At 66.4% G+C, this 16,673-nt stretch carries 15 protein-coding genes and 1 pseudogene; 13 read left to right on the top strand and 3 right to left on the bottom strand.

The window, feature by feature from the left end; all coding sequences use genetic code 11:
- Positions 1–264 precede the first annotated feature (264 nt).
- From NDB2M1_RS02520 to NDB2M1_RS02490, 7 genes are all read left to right on the top strand, one after another.
- Entirely contained in the window at positions 265–2,478 is a 2,214-nt protein-coding gene (locus NDB2M1_RS02520) for a prolyl oligopeptidase family serine peptidase (RefSeq protein WP_083554609.1), read from the top strand.
- Positions 2,479–2,568: 90 nt separating this feature from the next.
- Positions 2,569–2,892 carry a DUF1476 domain-containing protein gene (locus NDB2M1_RS02515; protein ID WP_072379266.1) on the top strand — a complete coding sequence of 108 codons (324 nt, stop codon included), beginning with the start codon at positions 2,569–2,571 and terminating at the stop codon, positions 2,890–2,892.
- Positions 2,892–3,125, top strand: coding sequence for a BolA/IbaG family iron-sulfur metabolism protein (locus tag NDB2M1_RS02510; RefSeq protein ID WP_054121097.1), 234 nt, complete (start codon positions 2,892–2,894; stop codon positions 3,123–3,125). The genes NDB2M1_RS02515 and NDB2M1_RS02510 overlap by 1 nt, the downstream gene beginning before the upstream one ends.
- A gap of 38 nt (positions 3,126–3,163) precedes the next feature.
- Positions 3,164–3,487: a Grx4 family monothiol glutaredoxin gene (gene grxD, locus NDB2M1_RS02505; RefSeq protein ID WP_054121098.1), complete on the top strand. Its 324-nt coding sequence runs from the start codon at positions 3,164–3,166 to the stop codon at positions 3,485–3,487.
- A gap of 410 nt (positions 3,488–3,897) precedes the next feature.
- A complete protein-coding gene (locus NDB2M1_RS02500; RefSeq protein ID WP_231624908.1) occupies positions 3,898–4,704 on the top strand; it encodes an NUDIX hydrolase in 807 nt (268 codons plus the stop codon).
- A gap of 134 nt (positions 4,705–4,838) precedes the next feature.
- Entirely contained in the window at positions 4,839–5,144 is a 306-nt protein-coding gene (locus NDB2M1_RS02495) for a hypothetical protein (RefSeq protein WP_083554608.1), read from the top strand.
- A gap of 142 nt (positions 5,145–5,286) precedes the next feature.
- A complete protein-coding gene (locus NDB2M1_RS02490) occupies positions 5,287–6,060 on the top strand; it encodes a sugar transferase (RefSeq protein ID WP_371328180.1) in 774 nt (257 codons plus the stop codon).
- Between the two features lie 177 nt (positions 6,061–6,237).
- Here NDB2M1_RS02490 and NDB2M1_RS23045 read toward each other — a convergent pair.
- Positions 6,238–6,771 (bottom strand): annotated as a pseudogene (locus NDB2M1_RS23045) (glycosyltransferase); the annotation flags it as partial.
- 655 nt (positions 6,772–7,426) lie between these two features.
- Between NDB2M1_RS23045 and NDB2M1_RS02480 the strand changes: the two are divergent.
- From NDB2M1_RS02480 to NDB2M1_RS02465, 4 genes are all read left to right on the top strand, one after another.
- Positions 7,427–8,296 carry a glycosyltransferase family 2 protein gene (locus NDB2M1_RS02480; protein ID WP_072379262.1) on the top strand — a complete coding sequence of 290 codons (870 nt, stop codon included), beginning with the start codon at positions 7,427–7,429 and terminating at the stop codon, positions 8,294–8,296.
- 8 nt (positions 8,297–8,304) lie between these two features.
- Entirely contained in the window at positions 8,305–9,378 is a 1,074-nt protein-coding gene (locus tag NDB2M1_RS02475) for a glycosyltransferase family 4 protein (protein WP_083554607.1), read from the top strand.
- Positions 9,379–9,388: 10 nt separating this feature from the next.
- Positions 9,389–10,852, top strand: a complete 1,464-nt coding sequence (locus NDB2M1_RS02470) for an oligosaccharide flippase family protein (RefSeq protein WP_072379260.1) — start codon at positions 9,389–9,391, stop codon at positions 10,850–10,852.
- A 71-nt stretch (positions 10,853–10,923) separates the two neighbouring features.
- Positions 10,924–11,493 carry a twin-arginine translocation pathway signal protein gene (locus tag NDB2M1_RS02465; protein ID WP_072379258.1) on the top strand — a complete coding sequence of 190 codons (570 nt, stop codon included), beginning with the start codon at positions 10,924–10,926 and terminating at the stop codon, positions 11,491–11,493.
- A 2-nt stretch (positions 11,494–11,495) separates the two neighbouring features.
- Here NDB2M1_RS02465 and NDB2M1_RS02460 read toward each other — a convergent pair whose 3' ends face one another.
- Complete coding sequence (locus tag NDB2M1_RS02460) at positions 11,496–12,185, bottom strand: DJ-1/PfpI family protein (RefSeq protein ID WP_072380044.1); 690 nt, start codon at positions 12,183–12,185, stop codon at positions 11,496–11,498.
- A gap of 78 nt (positions 12,186–12,263) precedes the next feature.
- On the opposite strand from NDB2M1_RS02460, the gene NDB2M1_RS02455 reads away from it, so the two are divergent.
- Positions 12,264–13,211: a GlxA family transcriptional regulator gene (locus NDB2M1_RS02455; RefSeq protein ID WP_072379256.1), complete on the top strand. Its 948-nt coding sequence runs from the start codon at positions 12,264–12,266 to the stop codon at positions 13,209–13,211.
- On the opposite strand, the gene NDB2M1_RS02450 is transcribed toward NDB2M1_RS02455, so the two are convergent.
- Positions 13,203–13,607 carry an OsmC family protein gene (locus NDB2M1_RS02450; RefSeq protein WP_072379254.1) on the bottom strand — a complete coding sequence of 135 codons (405 nt, stop codon included), beginning with the start codon at positions 13,605–13,607 and terminating at the stop codon, positions 13,203–13,205. The genes NDB2M1_RS02455 and NDB2M1_RS02450 overlap by 9 nt on opposite strands.
- Positions 13,608–14,112: 505 nt before the next feature.
- On the opposite strand from NDB2M1_RS02450, the gene NDB2M1_RS02445 reads away from it, so the two are divergent.
- Entirely contained in the window at positions 14,113–16,515 is a 2,403-nt protein-coding gene (locus tag NDB2M1_RS02445; protein WP_072379251.1) for a hypothetical protein, read from the top strand.
- Positions 16,516–16,673 lie beyond the last annotated feature (158 nt).

The raw sequence follows: 16,673 nt of genomic DNA, 5'->3' as shown, positions 1-16,673 counted from the left end.
GCAGGAGCTGAGAGAGATGGTTCGACCTCTTTGCTGAGGCGGTTATTACTGTTCTGGCCCGACTTGGGACCGCAACGCACAACGTGTGCGCCAAGGCCAGATCCTCTGAAATCCTGCCAATCCCCTACGTCCCGCCACGTGCAATTTCGCTCTCGCCCACCACCCCTCGGTGGTGCTAAACACCTCCCATAAAACATGAATATCGCGGGAAGGATCGGAAGGGCGGTCCTGGTTCTGGCCATCCTGATGCCAGCGCCGGGGGCCATGGCCCGTGAGGAGGCCGAGGCGCTGGCCGCGCCGGTTCGCGGCCCGTCGGGCTATTCCGCCGCCACATCGGTCCAGCCCTCCGCGACCGAGCGCAAGCCTGGCAGCGCGGGCATCACCGCCTTCTCCGCGCCGCACTATCCGCCGACACGCCGCGACTCCCTGATCGAGCGCCAGTTCGGCGAGGACCTGGCAGATCCCTATCGCTGGCTTGAGGCGGACGTGCGCTCCAGCCCCGAAGTCGCCGGCTGGGTCGCGCAGCAGAACGCGGCGAGCTCGGCCTATCTTGCAGAGCTGCCCGGCCGCGACGCGCTCAAGGACAAGATCCGCAGCCTTTTCGCCTACGAACGCTTCAGCCTGCCGCGCAAGGCGGGGGGGCGCTATTTCTACACGCGCAACAGCGGGCTGCAGAACCAGGCTGTCCTGCAAGTGCGCGAGGGGCTCTCCGGTGAAGGCCGCACGCTGGTCGATCCGAACACATGGACAGCTGCAGCCGGGGAGGGCCTGCGCACGCTGGACGCCTGGGTTCCTTCGCCGGGCGGCCATCTCCTCGCGCTCACCCAGCAGCGCGACGGCAGCGATTGGCGCACCGTCCGCGTGGTTGATGTGTCCAGCGGCCGGATGCTCGATGACCGGCTCGAATGGGCCAATGATACAACGATCGGCTGGGTCGGCGATGCCGGGTTCCTCTATGCGCGCTATCCCGAGCCGCCGGCAGGCGAGGCATACCGCGCGCAGGTCTTCGACAAGGCGATCTGGTTCCACCGTGTCGGCACTCCGCAAAGCGCTGACATCAAGGTCTTCGCGACGCCCGACCACCGCGACTGGAACCACCGCGTCAGTGTTTCATCGGATGGCCGCTGGGCGATCATCATATCCTCTGCCAGCACGCTTCCGCGCCGCACCGTCCGCGTGATCCCGCTCGAGCGCGGCAAGCCGCAGGACTGGACTGCCATCGCAATCGCACCGGACATGACCGACGACTGGAAATTCGTCGAAGGCCTCGGCGATCGCTTGTGGTTCATCACCAATGCCGCCGCGCCGCACTACCGGCTCGTGCGCATCGATCTTGATCGGACGGGCAAAAAGGCCCCCTCGCTCAATGTCGTAATCGGCGAGAACAGCGATACGCTTGATGCCGGGCGCATCGTCGGCAACCGGCTGATCCTGTCCTACTTGCAGCACGGCTCCAGCTACGCCGTCGTCACCGATCTCAAGGGCCAGCCCAAGCGCGCGATCACTGTCGGCGCGATCGGTTCGGCGAGCGGGTTCGGGGGCCGCCCGGGCGATCCGGAGACATTCTACCAGTTCTCCAGCTTCAACCAGCCGCCCTCGATCTTCCGCCTCGATACGCGCACGGGCACCGCCACGCCGTTTGCCGTGCCGCGCCTGCCGTTCAATCCTGACGACTACGTGGTCGATCAGCGCAGCTTCCCCTCGAAGGACGGCACCCGCGTGCCGATGTATGTCGTGCGAAAGCGCAGCCTTGCCGCGTCGAACACCGCCGCCCCCACGCTGCTCTACGGCTATGGCGGCTTCGATGTCGCACTCACGCCGGGCTATTCGGCGGTTCGCATGGCGTGGCTGGAAGCCGGCGGCGTCTTCGCGCTGGCCAATATCCGCGGCGGCGGCGAGTTTGGCCGTGCCTGGTACGATGCCGGGCGCCTCGCCAACAAGCAGAACAGCTTCGACGATTTCATCGCAGCGGGCGAATACCTGCTCAAGGAAGGCATCGCCGCCAAGGGCGGGCTTGCCATCCAGGGCGGCTCCAACGGCGGCATGCTCGTCGCGGCCGTGATCAACCAGCGCCCGGACCTGTTCGCTGCCGCCAACCCGGACGTCGGCGTTATGGACATGCTGCGCTTCGACCGCTTCACCTCGGGCCGCTTCTGGGTCGACGACTACGGCAGCCCCGCGCGCGAGGCGGATTGGCGCGTGCTCAGGTCCTATTCGCCTTATCACAACATCCGCCCGCGCGGCGATTACCCGGCGATCCTCGTCACCACCGCCGATACCGATGACCGCGTCGTGCCCGCGCACAGCTTCAAATATGTCGCCGCGCTGCAGGCCGCCGATCTCGGCGCGCGCCCGCATCTGCTGCGGGTCGAGGCGCAGGCTGGCCATGGTTCCGGCAAGCCGGTCGACAAAGTGATCGCCAGCGGCGCGGACGTGCTTGCCTTCCTCGCGAAATGGACGGGGCTTGCCCTCCAATAGCACCCTTGCGGCCATGCCCGCGCGCCACTATCCCACATCCGTGAAGCAGCCGGCCGCCAAGGTGGGCGCAAGCCACAGGAAAGACCCGACATGACCTCGTTCCAGGACCGTGAACGCGCCGAGGAAGCCAAGTTCGCCCACGACGAAGATACCCTGTTCCGCATCCAGGCCCGCCGCAACAAGCTGCTCGGTCACTGGGCAGCGCAGCGCATGGGCCTCGATGCCGCCGAGACGGAAGCCTATGCCCGCGCCGTAGTGCAGGCCGAGTTCGAGGAAGCCGGTGACGAGGACGTCGTGCGCAAGCTGCTCGGCGATCTGACGATGGCCAAGGTCGACATCGACGAAGCCGAAATCCGCGCGGCGCTGGCCGAACAGGCGATCGAAGCGCGCCGCCAGATCGTGGGCGACGCCTGATGCCGATGCCCGCCGCCGAAATCGAGGCGCTGATCCGCACCGCGATTCCCGATGCGGAGGTCACGATCACCGATCTGGCTGGCGATGGCGATCACTATGCCGCGCATGTCGTCGCCGCTTCGTTTGCCGGTCTCAGCCGCGTTGCGCGGCACAAGGCGGTCTACGGCGCGCTGGGTGAGCGGATGGGCGGAGTGCTCCACGCCTTGCAAGTGACCACCGGCGTCCCCACCTGATTCTCAAGCAAACGTCACGAAAGATCCGGAAGAGCCCCATGTCCACCAACCAACGCATCGCTGAAATCGTCGGTACCAACGACGTCGTCCTGTTCATGAAGGGGACGCCGCTGTTCCCGCAGTGCGGCTTCTCGAGCAAGGCGGTTGCCATCCTCGATCACCTCGGTGTCGAATATGCCTCGGTCGATGTGCTGCAGGACATGGAGATCCGCCAGGGAATCAAGAGCTTCTCCGATTGGCCGACGATCCCGCAGCTCTATGTGAAGGGCGAATTCGTCGGCGGGTCGGACATCATGATGGAAATGTATCAGGCCGGTGAGCTCCAGCAGCTCATGGTCGATGCGCAGGTCGCGCAGGCCTGATTCTTCCAGCCCGCTGAATGGCAAAACGCGGCCTCGCACCACGCGGGGCCGCGTTTTCCGTTTCAGGAGCCGGTGTCGTGGGGAAGGAAGTGTCCGGCCCCGCGCGTGGGTGGGGGGAGAAATCCGCGCGCGGGGCTTGTCAGGCGGTGGGGAGCCTGGAGAGGCGGAACCGGGAGACCGGGGGGAACGGTTCCGCCTCTGGGAAGACACTCTCAGGACAAAAGAGACTATGCATGGGGCGTGCCAAGTTGGCGAATGGCCCAAAAAACCGCTTGAAGCGTCCCGAACCGGGTATGCGGTGGGCGACCCCGTGTAAAGTTTGCCGACAGGCCTCTCACTTTGTAGGAGAACGCGGCAAAGCGTTGCCGAGGCGCTTGGCAAGTCCCCGCAGGCTGTAGCATGGTCGGGTCATGGACGAACTCGACGACATGGGCGAACACGCGGACGCTGCCCCCGCCACTCCGGCTGCCACGCTTGTGGTGTTCCGCCATGATCCTGCCGGCGGACCTGCCCATATCCTGATGGTCGAGCGCTCGGGCAGCCTTGCCTTTGCGGGCGGGGCGACCGTGTTTCCTGGCGGCAAGGTCGATCCGGCGGACCGGGAGCTTGCCGAAGCTTTCATGGCGCGCACCGGCCTCGCGCTCGATCCGGCGGACGCTGCGGGGCGCATCACCGCCGTACGCGAGACGCTGGAGGAAACCGGCCTCGCCGTCGGCCTCGTCGGCGCCATCGATGCGGAGCGCGCGGCCGCCGCCCGCCGCCTCCTGCTCGATACGGGCCGCCTCGCCGATGTGCTCGAAGCGTTCGATTGGGAGCTCGATTTCGATGCGCTCGTGCCCTTCGCGCGGTGGTGGCCACGGCATCGCAACATGCGCGTGTTCGATACGCGGTTCTATCTCGCCGATCTCGGCACCGGCGCGGTGGAAGTGACCGCGGACACTACCGAGAATCGCCACCTGTTCTGGGCCAGCGCGGCCGAGGCGTTGCGTCTTGCTGACGAGAAGGCCATCAAGATCATCTTTCCCACCCGCCGCAATCTCGAACGGCTGGCCCAATTCAGCCATTTCCACGCCGCGCGCGAGCATGCGCTGACGACGCCGATCGTGACCGTCACGCCGCGGATCGAGCTGCGCGATGGCGAACGCTGGCTGGTGATTCCCCCTGATGCCGGTTACCCGGTCGATGGTGAACCGCTCTCGCAAGCGGACCGCGCTTAGACTGCTCCGAGATGGAGGTGATTGTGCAGTGCAATGAATTTTTCGTTGCGCTGCATATACTTAAGTAAAAATACATAGATTCGCGAAAGCCTCGCTTCATCCCTGCGCACTAGACTGGCGCGCGGAGGTACCCGATGTCCGCTGCCCAGCCGCGCCGCACAAGCGCCGATCCTGCCGCTTCGGCCATCCCCCAGGCTGCCGCGCCTGATGTGCTGGGCGCGCCTCCATCCGCTGCTCCAGCTGCCCGTCTTGCCGATGAACTGGCGGTTCCGGCGCGTTCGCCAGTGCACCAATTGCAGGCAGAACTGCTCCAGCTGACAGTGCCGGAACACATCGTGCCAGAGGACCTTTACCCCGGCTGGTTCCGCCTCGCCTTCCCGATCGCCAGCTCCGCGCTGCTCTGGGCAGCGATCATCTGGGGTGCCAGCCGCTTCGCCTGAACGGACCCGCGTCAAGCGTTTCGCTGCACGCTTATCCAACCGTCCCGGGGGCATCCTCGCCTGACCCGTGCTGCACTGCACGCCATCATGACGTCACTGCCGCCCCCTTCCGGCGTGCGGGCCTCGTATGGAGACCGGAGCAGTGAACAGCCTCATGCCAGCCCAGGTCGAGCCCTGGGCACCCGAAGCCGCCCCCACCGCGTTTGTTCCTGCCGCGCGGCCCGTTCCACCTCCGCGCGTGCTTTCGGCCGTGCCCTTGCCGCCAGAGCCGCTGCTTCCGCCGCGCCGTGCGGCGCCTGCCTCGCGCCATATGCGGGCCATCCGCGTGCTCGATATCGCGGTTGCGGCCACTGCGCTGCTGCTGCTCCTGCCGGTGCTGCTGGCAATCGCGCTCGCGATCAAGCTGCTCGATCCCGGCCCGCTATTCTTCGCGCACCAGCGGCTGGGGCAGGGCGGGCGCCCGTTCCGCTGTCTCAAGTTCCGCTCGATGACGGTGGATGCAGGCGAACGCCTTTCCCGCCTGCTCGAAGCAGACCCGGCCGCCCGTGCGGAATGGGCCGAAACGCACAAGCTGCGCTGCGACCCGCGCATCACGCCGCTCGGCCGGTTCCTGCGCCGCAGCTGCCTCGATGAGTTGCCGCAGCTTTTCAACGTCCTGCGCGGGGAAATGAGCCTAGTCGGTCCGCGTCCGATCACCACGGCGGAGGTTGTGCGCTATGGCCGCTATTTCGCGGTCTATTGCAGCATGAAGCCCGGCATTACCGGGCTCTGGCAGGTCAAACGCGAGGACGCGACGAGCTATCGCCGCCGTGTTGCCTTCGATCTCGCCTACGCCCGCTCGCGCTCGCTGGTCCTCAACTGCACCATCCTGTTGCTCACCGTTCCATCGGTGCTGCGCGGGCAGGGCGCCTGCTGAACCGGTCTTGCCGGTAAAGAAGATGCCCTTCTCAGAAGCCTCGCCCGCCGGCTCGTTCTGGCGGGCGTTTTCGTATGCGCCGCCCAGCACGGCACGCAGCACGCCTGCGGCCTGATCGCGCCAGGTCCAGTGCGCGGCGTGGAGCCGGCCCTTTGCCGCCAGCCGGGCGGGATCGGCCAGCACCCGCCGCACGGCCGCCACCATGTCGTCCACATCGTGCGGATCGCAATAGACCGCCGCCGTTCCGCAGCGCTCGGTCATCGCCGGAATGGCGGAGACCACCACCGGACAGCCGAAATGCATCGCTTCGACCGGCGGCAGCGGGCTCGCTTCGTAGAACGAGGGGAACAGCAGGCACCCGGCATTGCGGTACAGCTGCCCCAGCGCATCCAGCTCGGTCACCGGCCCGGTAAAGCGCACGAGATGCGCCACATCCGCCGGGATGTCCCCCGCGATGGGGGAGAGGATATCGCTTCCGCCACCGACAATCAGCGTGTCGAGGCCGTCCTCGCGCGCCAGCCGCACCGCTGTTTCAAGCACGCCGTGGATGTTCTTGCGCCGCGAGAGTGAACCGACGAACAGCACGTAGCCCGGCTCGGGCTCCACACCGGTCGGCTCTGCGGCCTGTGCGCCCGCCGGGCTGCTGCTCCAGCCGCCGTTCTGCGCCACGCGGATTCGCCCGCGCGCTTCCGGGCGGAGCGCCGCGAGCATGGCCTTCTCCCGCTCCGAAACGGTGATGATCGTCCGGGCCCGGCGCAGCAGCGAAGGCAGCATGAAGCGATGCCCCAGCCGGTAGTGCAGCCGATAGGCGCCGGGAAACTGCCGATACGAAAGGTCATGGATCATCACCGAAACGCTCTGTCCGGCATGGAGCGAGGCAAACGGCGCGGTATTTCCCAGGCATAGCAGATGCCCGCCGCGCACCCGGCCCGGCAGCACCAGCTGCTCCCAGGCATGGCCGCCCCACCGGCTTTCCGCGCGCTCCACCGACGTGACCTGCAGGCCCAGATCGTCGACAACGGCACCCGCCTCGCATACCAGCCGCAGCGCGACCGGCAGGCCGTCCTCCGCCACCAGCCGGTCGAGCGCGCGCGTGAGTTCGCGCGCCACGCGCTGCACCCCCGTCACCGGCTGCATCAGGAAACGGCCATTGATGACGATCTCGGGGTTGCTGGTGCTCTGCTGGGTCATCCGCGCACGGTCCTGCTGGTTGGGAATGCCGCGTTCTACCACCACCCCTGCTTCTACCGCGCCCGCTAACGGGTCGGGTTCGGAGACAACGTTCGTGGGCGCGGGGCCGGGCCTTGGCTAGACCGGTGGGGCCACACGCGATGGAGTGGTGCTAGGCTTCGGGGGCAGGCCGCATATGCTGCGTATCCATATCGCTATCGCCACGGTTGGCCGCCCTGCGCTGCTGCGTGAAACGGTCGATCTCATCGCGCGGCAGACGCGCACGCCCGATGGCGTGGTGATTGTCGCGCCTTCGCAGGCCGATTTCGGCAGCGCGGGCGAAAGCGCGCTGCAGCCGGAGCTCGTGCTTTCGCCCAAGGGCCTTTGCCGCCAGCGCAACCGCGCGCTCGAAGTGCTGGAGGGGCGGGCCGACGTGGTCCTGTTCCTCGACGATGATTTTGTCATGGCGCCCGGTTACTGCGCCGCGATCGAAGACCTGTTTGCCTCCGATCCGGGGATAGCCGGCATCACCGGCAACCTCGTGGCAGACGGGGTGCGCCACGGCGGCTTCACCGCGGAGCAGGCGCTCGATCTGATCGCCCGCGATGCGCCGGGGCTTGATCCGGCGGTCATCCCGCGTGAGGCGCTTTATGGCTGCAACATGGCGCTGCGCATGTCGCTGATGCGCGGCCTGCGCTTTGATGAAGCGCTGCCGCTCTATGGCTGGCAGGAGGATATCGATCTGACGATGCAGCTGGCCCGGCGCGGGCGGCTGGTCTCGTCGGGCCGTGTCACCGGCGTCCATCTCGGGGTGCGCGGCGGGCGTACTTCGGGTCGGCGGCTCGGCTATTCGCAAGTCGCCAACATCGTCTACCTGCTGCGCAAGGGCACGATCCCGCGCTGGCTGGCGGGCCGGCTGTTCTGGCAGAACCTCGCCGCAAACCTGCTGCGCGCGCCGTTCCCCGAACCGCATATCGATCGCGCCGGCCGTCTCGCGGGAAACGTGCGCGCACTCGCCGATCTCGCGCTCGGCCGGATCGATCCGCGCAAGATCGAGCGGATGTGAGGCCGCGCATGCGCCGCGTTGTCTTCAATGGAAAGTTCCGCGCGGGGGGGCTGAACGGCGTCCACCGCGTCGCCGCGCGCCTGATCGCCGAAGTGGACGATCTCCTCGCCACCGCTCCCGCGCCCGATGATCCGCCTTGCGCGCTGATCGTGCCCAAGGGCTGTGCCGATGGCCCGCCGCTCACCGCGATTCAGGTGATCGAGGATGACCAGCCCGCCTCGCAGGCTTGGGAACAGCTGCGCCTGCCCCGGCTGGCGGCGGGCGGGCTGCTCGTCAATCTCGCCAATCTCGCGCCTGTCGCGCACCGGCCCAAGCTCACCCTGCTGCACGATGCGCAGTTCCTCCGGTCGGACAGCTCCTACCCCTGGCGCCAGCGCGTGGGATACCGGCTGCTGACCCCGCTGATGGCGCGCTCCAGCGCGCGGGTGCTCACCGTCTCGGCCTTCTCGGCGGACGAACTCGCGCGCGGCGGCGTCACCGGGAGGGCGGGGGCGGACGTGCTCCATAACGGCGCGGATCATATCCTCGAAGCAGTGCCGGATCCCGCAGCGCTAACCCGCCTGGGCCTCGCCCCGCGCACCTATGTGCTGATGTTCGGCAGCCCCAAGGCCTACAAGAACAACGCCGTCGTCTTCGCCGCTTTTGCCGATGGCGCGCTGGCGCCTTTGCGCCTTGTCGTGATCGGCCCGCCGCGTGCCGCGCTGGAAGCCGCCGGGCTCGCCCCGCCGGCGGACACGGTGTTCGCCGGTCCCTGCGACGATGCCGCCCTGCGCGGGCTTTATGAAGGCGCCGCCGCGCTGCTGTTCCCCTCGCGCACCGAAGGGTTCGGCCTGCCCCCGGTGGAGGCGATGCTGTGCCGCTGCCCGGTGATCGCGGCGCCCTGCGGGGCCGTGCCGGAGATCTGCGGCGATGCCGCGCTCTATGCCGATCCGGACGATCCCAGGTCGTGGCGCCGCGCAATCACCCGCCTGCCGCGTGAGGTTCTGGTGGAGGCCGGCCGCGCCCGCGCCGCGCGCTATACCTGGGCGCGCGCCGGGCAGATGCTGCTCTCCTCCTTGCGCGAACTGGCCCGCAAGACATGAGGCGCAGCGCATGAAGGCTCGCGTGCTCCGCTTCGCCCGCGCCGGTGGCGGCACGGCCGTCATCGCCATGGCCGCGCGGGTCAGCGGGCAGTTCGCGATGGTCGCGGTCACGCTTGTCGCCACGCGCCACCTCGGGCCTGCCGTTTTCGGCGTGTTCGCGATTGCCGGGGCGCTGGTCATGCTCGCGCGGACGATGCTCTACACCGGCCCGTTCGAGTACTTGCTCAAGCTCCCGCACGATGCCGATCAGCCGCGCGGTGCCGGCGCCTGCCTTGCCGCGACGATGCTGGTCGCGCTGGGCTGGACCTTGCTGCTCCTCGCGCTGGGCCTCGCCGCGCCGTTCGTGTTCAAGGGCGGCGGGGTCGCGGCCGTCATTCTCGCGCTTGCCCCGTCGGTGCTGCTCGGCGCACTCGCGGCTTTTGCGGAATCGCTGATGCTCCGATCGGGCGCAGTGCGGCTCTACTATGCCATCACCGTGCTGGCCGAGGTTGGCGCAGGCCTTGCCGCCATAGCACTGCTCCTGGCGGGTTGGGGCCTCTGGGCGCTGGTCCTCCAGATCTACGCGCGCACGGTGCTGATGGCGCTGGCGCTCGGCGCGCTGGGGCCGCCGCTTGTGCTTGCCCTGCCGCAGCGCGCCGCGGTGACTGAAGTCCTCCGCTGGTCCGTCAGCCGCTTCGGCTCGGTACTCGTCACCTTCCTCGCCAACTACAGCGGCGATCTCGTGCTCGGCGTGGTCCTCTCGCCCGCCGCGTCCGGGCTCTACCGCGCCGCCAACCGCATGGTTACCGCGCTGGCGGACATGTTCGTCCAGCCCGCCGGCATGCTCGCGCTCACCACCCTTGCGGCAGAGCGGGTGCGCGGCGACAGCGAGGGCAACCCCGGCGCCTGGCCACGCCTCGCCGGCCTCTTCGCCGTGCTCGGCTGGCCGACGATGGCGCTGCTGGCTCTCTTCGCACACCGCGTGGTTCCGCTCGCGCTTGGACCCGCGTGGGCTGCCGCTGCGCCCGTCGTCGCGGTATTCTGCGTGGCGCGCATGGCCGCCCTGCTTACCGCCGTCGCCACTGCCGAACTCATCGTGACGGACCGGCAGGGCAGGGTTCTCGCCATCCAGTCCGCCGCCGCCGCCGCCACCGCCGGGCTCACTGTGTTCGCCGCCCCCTATGGCGCACTTGGCGCCGCCTGTGCGGCCACGCTGGTCGCCCTGCTCGCTGCGGCTGCCATGGTGCTCGCGGCCTTGCAGCAGCAGGACCGCCCCGCGCTCGCCGAAGCCGCCCGCCTCGTAGCCCTGCCGCTGGTTGGAGCATTCGGCGCGGCGCTTGCGGCCGACCGACTGTTCGGCGGTTCCGCCCCGCTGCTTGCGCTGGCGCTCCCGCTCGCCTGCGCCGCCGCCGGCTGGCTTCTCGCCGCATGGCCGGTCATCCCCTCGCTGCGCCGCGCCGCCGCGCTCCTTTCGGCACCGCCCAAACCGGCCTGACCCAAAATGCCGCTTGCTCCCTCAAGCCACTCGTGAAACCTTCGCAAGTGCAACAAGGGGGACCTGAACCAATGAAGCGCCTCGCCATCGCCGTCGCTGCCGCCGTGCTCCTCGCCGCGCTGCCGGTGCAAGCCAAGCTCGTCCCGCCGACACCGCTCGTTGCCCCCACCTTCGTCGTCCCGACCAGCGCGAAGGGCCCCGGCTTCCGCCTCCAGCCGCTCGGCCCCGATCTCGTTAAGATCGATTTCGATGCCTACATGTCCTCGGTCGAGCACTTGCAGCAGACTTTCACCCGCAGCACCGAATGGCCCCACGCAGGGATCAGCGATGCCGATGCCCTGCTCGACATGCAGACCGAGGCCAGCCGCTTCCAGCGCCGCGAGAGCTTTGCCTATTCGGTCCTCACGCCCGACGGCAAGCGCGAGCGCGGCTGCGTCTATGTCCAGCCCAGCCCGGTCCCCGGCTATGACGCCGTCGTTCTCATCTGGGTGACCAAGGCCGAATACGACGCGGGCTTTGACCGGCAATTGGCGGCATGGGCGCACCGCTGGATCGCGCGGAAGTGGCCGTTCAAGAAGGTCGCCTGGCCCGGCCGCGACATTCCCTGGGCGGAATGGGATGCGCTGACCAAGCCGAAGTGATCCTATAGCCCCAGCCGTGCCGCAGCCTCGCGCGCCTGCGCTTCGCGCAGCGGCATGATCGGATCCATCCGCTGGCGATACCCGGCCAGGATCGCTGCAGGTGCCGTCTCAGGTCGGCCCGCGTCAAACGGCGGGGCAGGGGCATACTCGAGGCCCAGTTGCAGCATTTGCGCTAGCGGATCGCCGCCGATCTCTGCGAGCACGTTGAGCGCGAAGTCGATTCCGGCCGTCACCCCGCCGCCGGTGATCACGTTGCCATCGCGCACCACGCGCCCCTCGTCGGGCACCGCGCCGAACAGCGGCAGCAAATGTCGCCACGCCCAGTGGCACGCGGCGCGTTTGCCCGTCAGCAGGCCCGCCGCGCCGAGGATCAGCGATCCGGTGCACACCGAGGTCACATAGCGCGCGCCCAGCGCCAGCCGACGCACTTCGCCAACGAACGCGGCGTCGAGCGCAGCCTCGCTCGCATTCACTCCGCCTGGCACGCAGATCAGATCGCATGCTTCGATATCGGCCAGCATGGCCGTCCCCGCAAACACCAGCCCTTCCGCGGGCACCTCGCCGCCATCGCGGCTGGCGACCAGCGTCTCGCTTCCCGGCACGCGCGAGAGGAACTGGTGCGGTCCGGTGAAGTCGAGCTGGGTCATCCCCGGAAAAACGGCGAACACGATGCGGAATGGCGTTTTGGTCATGGCAGTCTCCTCGATCTGGTTCCCCCCATCGCGCAGAGCCGCGTTTGACAAAATGACAATGATCCCTCATTTCAGGCCATGCCTCGCATGGTCGGCCTGTTCCTTTTTCCGGACTTCCAGATTCTCGACGTGGTCGGCCCGCTGACCAGCTTCGAAGTGGCGGAGCGCTTTGTCCCGGGCGCTTACACCACCGTTCTGCTCTCGGCGGAGGGCGGCGCTGTCCGCAGTTCCGCCGGCGTCCCGCTCGATACCCTGGCCATAGATCAGGCTCCGCTGCTCGACACGCTGATCGTCTCCGGCGGCGACGGCACCCGCACCGCCATGCACCATGCCGCGACCGCCGAGTGGTTCCGCGCCGCTACGCCGCGCCGCCTTTGCAGCGTCTGCTCCGGCGCATTCCTGCTCGCCGCCGCCGGGCTGCTCGATGGTCGCCGCGCCACCACGCACTGGCGCCGCGCCGAGCAGCTTGCGCGGCTGTTTCCCAAAGTCGTCGTGGAGCCCGATCGCATCCACATTCGCGACGGCCACGTCTGGACTTCCGCCGGTATCACCGCCGGAATCGACCTTGCCCTCGCACTCGTCGCGGAAGACCTCGGCGAGGACACCGCCCGCCGCGTCGCGCAGGAAATGGTCGTCTACTACCGCCGCCCGGGCGGCCAGTCGCAGTTCTCCGCGCTGGCCGATCTGGGCGGCCAGCAAACGCCCTTCGCTCCGCTGCTCGAATGGATCCGATGCCATCTCGATCAGCGGCTCACCGTCGAAGTTCTCGCCGAACGCTGCGCGATGAGCCCGCGCAATTTCTCCCGCGCGTTCGTTCGCGAGATCGGTGTCAGCCCGGCCCGCGCAGTAGAGCGCCTCCGCCTCGAAGTCGCTCGCGAGCGCGTCGAAAGCGCCGTCCAGCCGATCGAGCAAATCGCAGCCGCGCTCGGCTTTCACGATCCCGAACGCATGCGCCGTGCATTCCTGCGCGCTTTCGGCCAGCCTCCGCAGGCCATGCGCCGGCTGGCGCGGACGCAGTCAGCCTAGGTCGACCAGCACCGTCTCCACCTCGGTCGTCACTTCGGTCATCAGCTTGTGCACCGGGCATTTCTTCGCCGCCGCCAGCAGCGCCTCCCGGTCCTCCGCCGAGAGATCGCCGTTCAGCATCAGCGCGGTGCGCAGGCGGTAGACGCCCTCGCGTTCACGGCTGGCATCGCGCGTGACGACAACCTCGATATCCTCCAGCGCCATGCCCTTGCGCTGCGCCAGCCACAGCACCGTGAGCGCCTTGCAAGCCCCCAGCGCCGCATCATAGATCTCGTGCGGATCGGGCCCCTCGTTGTCCGCGCCCGCTGCGGGCGTCATGTCCGTCACAAACTCGTGCCCGCGCACGGCAATGCGGTGCGCCGTGCCCGCCGTATCGACGCGAGTCACCGTGATCATGCTGCCTCCTGCCGCTGGCCTTGCCGAGCAGTCCAGCACCGGCGCCGGGCAGGGTCAAGCGCCGACCGGAGGGGGAGAGGGTTGACACGGTTGACACAGTCCAAAGCAAAAACCGCCGCCCCCGCCCCGAGCGACCTTCCCCTTGAAACCAAACGACAATCGCGAGAGGCGCAAAACCCCGCCCGCGGAATAACAGACACACCTGTCAGGAATGGCGCGAAGGGCATAGCGGCTGGCTTGGCACAGCAATGGTCCATAACGGCATACCCCTTTCAGGACGCGGAACGTGCAGGGCGAGCATGCCCCAAGGCTAGGGCTGTAGGAAAATGGTTTGTGCGGGGAGGGGCAAAGGTGCCTCCGGCGGGCAAGGGTTGTCACCCTTGCATCCCGACACAATTCTCAACGCGCCAGGAAGGGACCGAGTGTACCTGCCGGCTCGCCAATCAACCAAATCCGTTTATACCGGATCTCCTGCGCCAACGCGCAAATGGAGTGCACCTGTTACATGAACTTGGTTCAGTCGCTTGCCGCCGCCCGAACTGAAGAAGACGTCAAGGACGCCTACATCAAGGCACTTGGTCTCAAGAGTGTGTTCAAGGGGCTTGTCGATATCCAGACGCCTGAAATCTGGTTCGAAGCCAAGGAAGCACCCACCCCGCCGCTCCTGATGTTCGCGCAATTGCTGGTTTACGTCCGCGCCGCGCGCAAACGCGGCGAGGCGATCCCCGGCTTTCTATGCGTGATCGACCGCGAGAAGGCGGCCCTCATGGCGACCGAGCACGCCCTGCCGCTGCTGGACGACAAGACGATTATCTGGCCCAAGTCCGGCTCGGCGGCAGACAAGGTGCTCGCTGCCCAGATCGCGCCGACCATCGAAACCCACTTCGTGCTCTACCAGATCGATGGCTACGAAGCGGAGTTCATCAAGGCCGCCAGGGATGCCGTGCGCGAAGGCCGCATCATCCGCACCCCCATCACGCCCGACAACCTGCGGCAGGTGTTCGACAAGTGGGTGGCCATGATCGGCGTCGAACTCGGCGTGAAGCGGCAGGCCGATTACGCGGTGCTGTTCTTTGCCGATATCATGCACGATGGCCGCAACGAGGCGATGCGCAACCTGCCCGCACGCCTCCTGTTCAGTGGCGACAAGCCGGTGTTCATCATCGGGGCCGAGCAATACGAACTCGCCAGCGAGCGCGGCTATCGCAATTTCTGGAACATCTATCACCGCCCGCCCGAACTCAAGCACCGGCACTACCTGCTCGAACGGCGCGACAGCCTGCTGCCGATGGACGACCAGAAGTTCAAGGGCGCCTTCTACACGCCCTTGCACATCGTCGACAAAGCCTATGACCAGCTTGCCGCAACCCTCGGCGCGGATTGGCAGCAACGCTACATCGTCTGGGACATGTGCGCCGGGGTCGGCAATCTGGAAGCCAAGCACAGCAACTTGCGCAATGTGTTCATGTCGACGCTCGATCAGGAAGACGTGACGATCATGCGCAGCAACCCGGCCTTCGCCGGGGCGGAAATCTTCCAGTACGATTACCTTAACGACGATGTGACCGACTTCGGCGAGATCGACTACAGCCTGTCGGGCAAGGTGCCACAGGCGCTGCGGCAGGCGATTGCCGACGCGCGCGAGGGAAAGAAGGGTGCGAAGCCGATCCTGGTGCTCATCAATCCGCCTTATGCGGAGGCGATGAATGTTGATAACATGAAAGACAGCGGTGCTAACGCCGTAATGAAATCAGGAGTTTCAAAAACTCGGGTGAGTTTTGGAATGAGCCACCTTGGCTATGCCGCACGTGAAATTTTCGTTCAGTTTCTGCATCGCATTTTGCTTGAATTGCCGAATGCCAGTTTAGCGATGTTCAGCACTCTAAAGTATATAAACGCTCCAAACTTCAGCCTCTTTCGTGAAAAATGGACAGCCCGATATCTCGATGGCTTTGTGGTCCACAGCAAAGCCTTCGATGCTTTGAAGGGGAATTTCCCAATTGGCTTCCTAATTTGGGACTTAGCAGTCAATGATCCGCCCCAGTCGGTTGGGGTGATTGCGCTTGATCGCTCAGGCTCAATGGTTGGAAGTCACACTTTTTACAAAGAGCTACCACGCCCTCCACTAGCGGAATGGATTGCGCGCCCTAGGTCGAACGGAGTGCCCGCGTTGCCGCTGAAGAATGCAATCACTCCTACGACAAGTACGGTTGATGTGCGGGGTCGATGGTGGGCCGATGGCGCATTGGGCAGCATGATCGCCAAGGGTAATGATTTTCAGAATGCCGGACAACAAACGGCTCTACTGTCTTCAGGATACTGTAGTGCTGGTGCATTTTTTGTGACCGAGGCAAATCTATCGAAAGCTGCAGTGCTTTTTTCTGTCCGAATGTTGATTGACCATCATTGGTTGATTCACAACGATCAGTTCCTGCAACCCTCGCAGCCGCTTACAGATGAGTTCAAATCCGACTGTCTCGTATGGATGCTCTTCGCTGGCAAGAATCTCACCGCCGGGGCCGATGGGCTGCGCTGGAATGATCGCGACTGGTCGCTGACCAACCACTTCATCCCCTTCACCGAAGCCGAGGTCGGTGCGAAGGCTCGGTTCGAGAGTGATTTCATGGTGCGCTACATCGCAGGCATGGACTTCTCTCCCGAAGCGCAGGCTGTACTCGATGAAGGTCGCAAGCTGTGGACAAGGTTCCACGCCACGCAGTTCCCCAACAAGATCAGGCAGGAATACAAGCTGGGCCGTGCCGATGCGGGCTGGTATCAGATTCGCCGTGCGCTCGAAGCCTATGGCGATACGGAACTGACCGACTTCGATCCGTTCAAGGCCACCTATGCTGCGCTGACGGAGAAGCTGCGACCCAAGGTTTTCGAGTATGGGTTCTTGCCGGACTAACCCCCTGCCATCGCTCCCTCCCCGATAACGGGATGCAAGGGCGATGGCCCTTGCCCGCCGGAGGCCCTTTTCGTTCTTCTTCCTCTTTCGCGCGGGGCGGAGGCGGCGTATTTTTTCACCCGCCCTGTCGAAATCGCGCTGCCTCGCCGCACATCGTT

Origin of the sequence: Novosphingobium sp. NDB2Meth1 (assembly GCF_900117425.1) — a bacterium.
GTDB lineage: Bacteria > Pseudomonadota > Alphaproteobacteria > Sphingomonadales > Sphingomonadaceae > Novosphingobium.
Note: the sequence above shows the minus strand (reverse complement) of the source record. Positions and strands in the feature narration are given on the sequence as shown.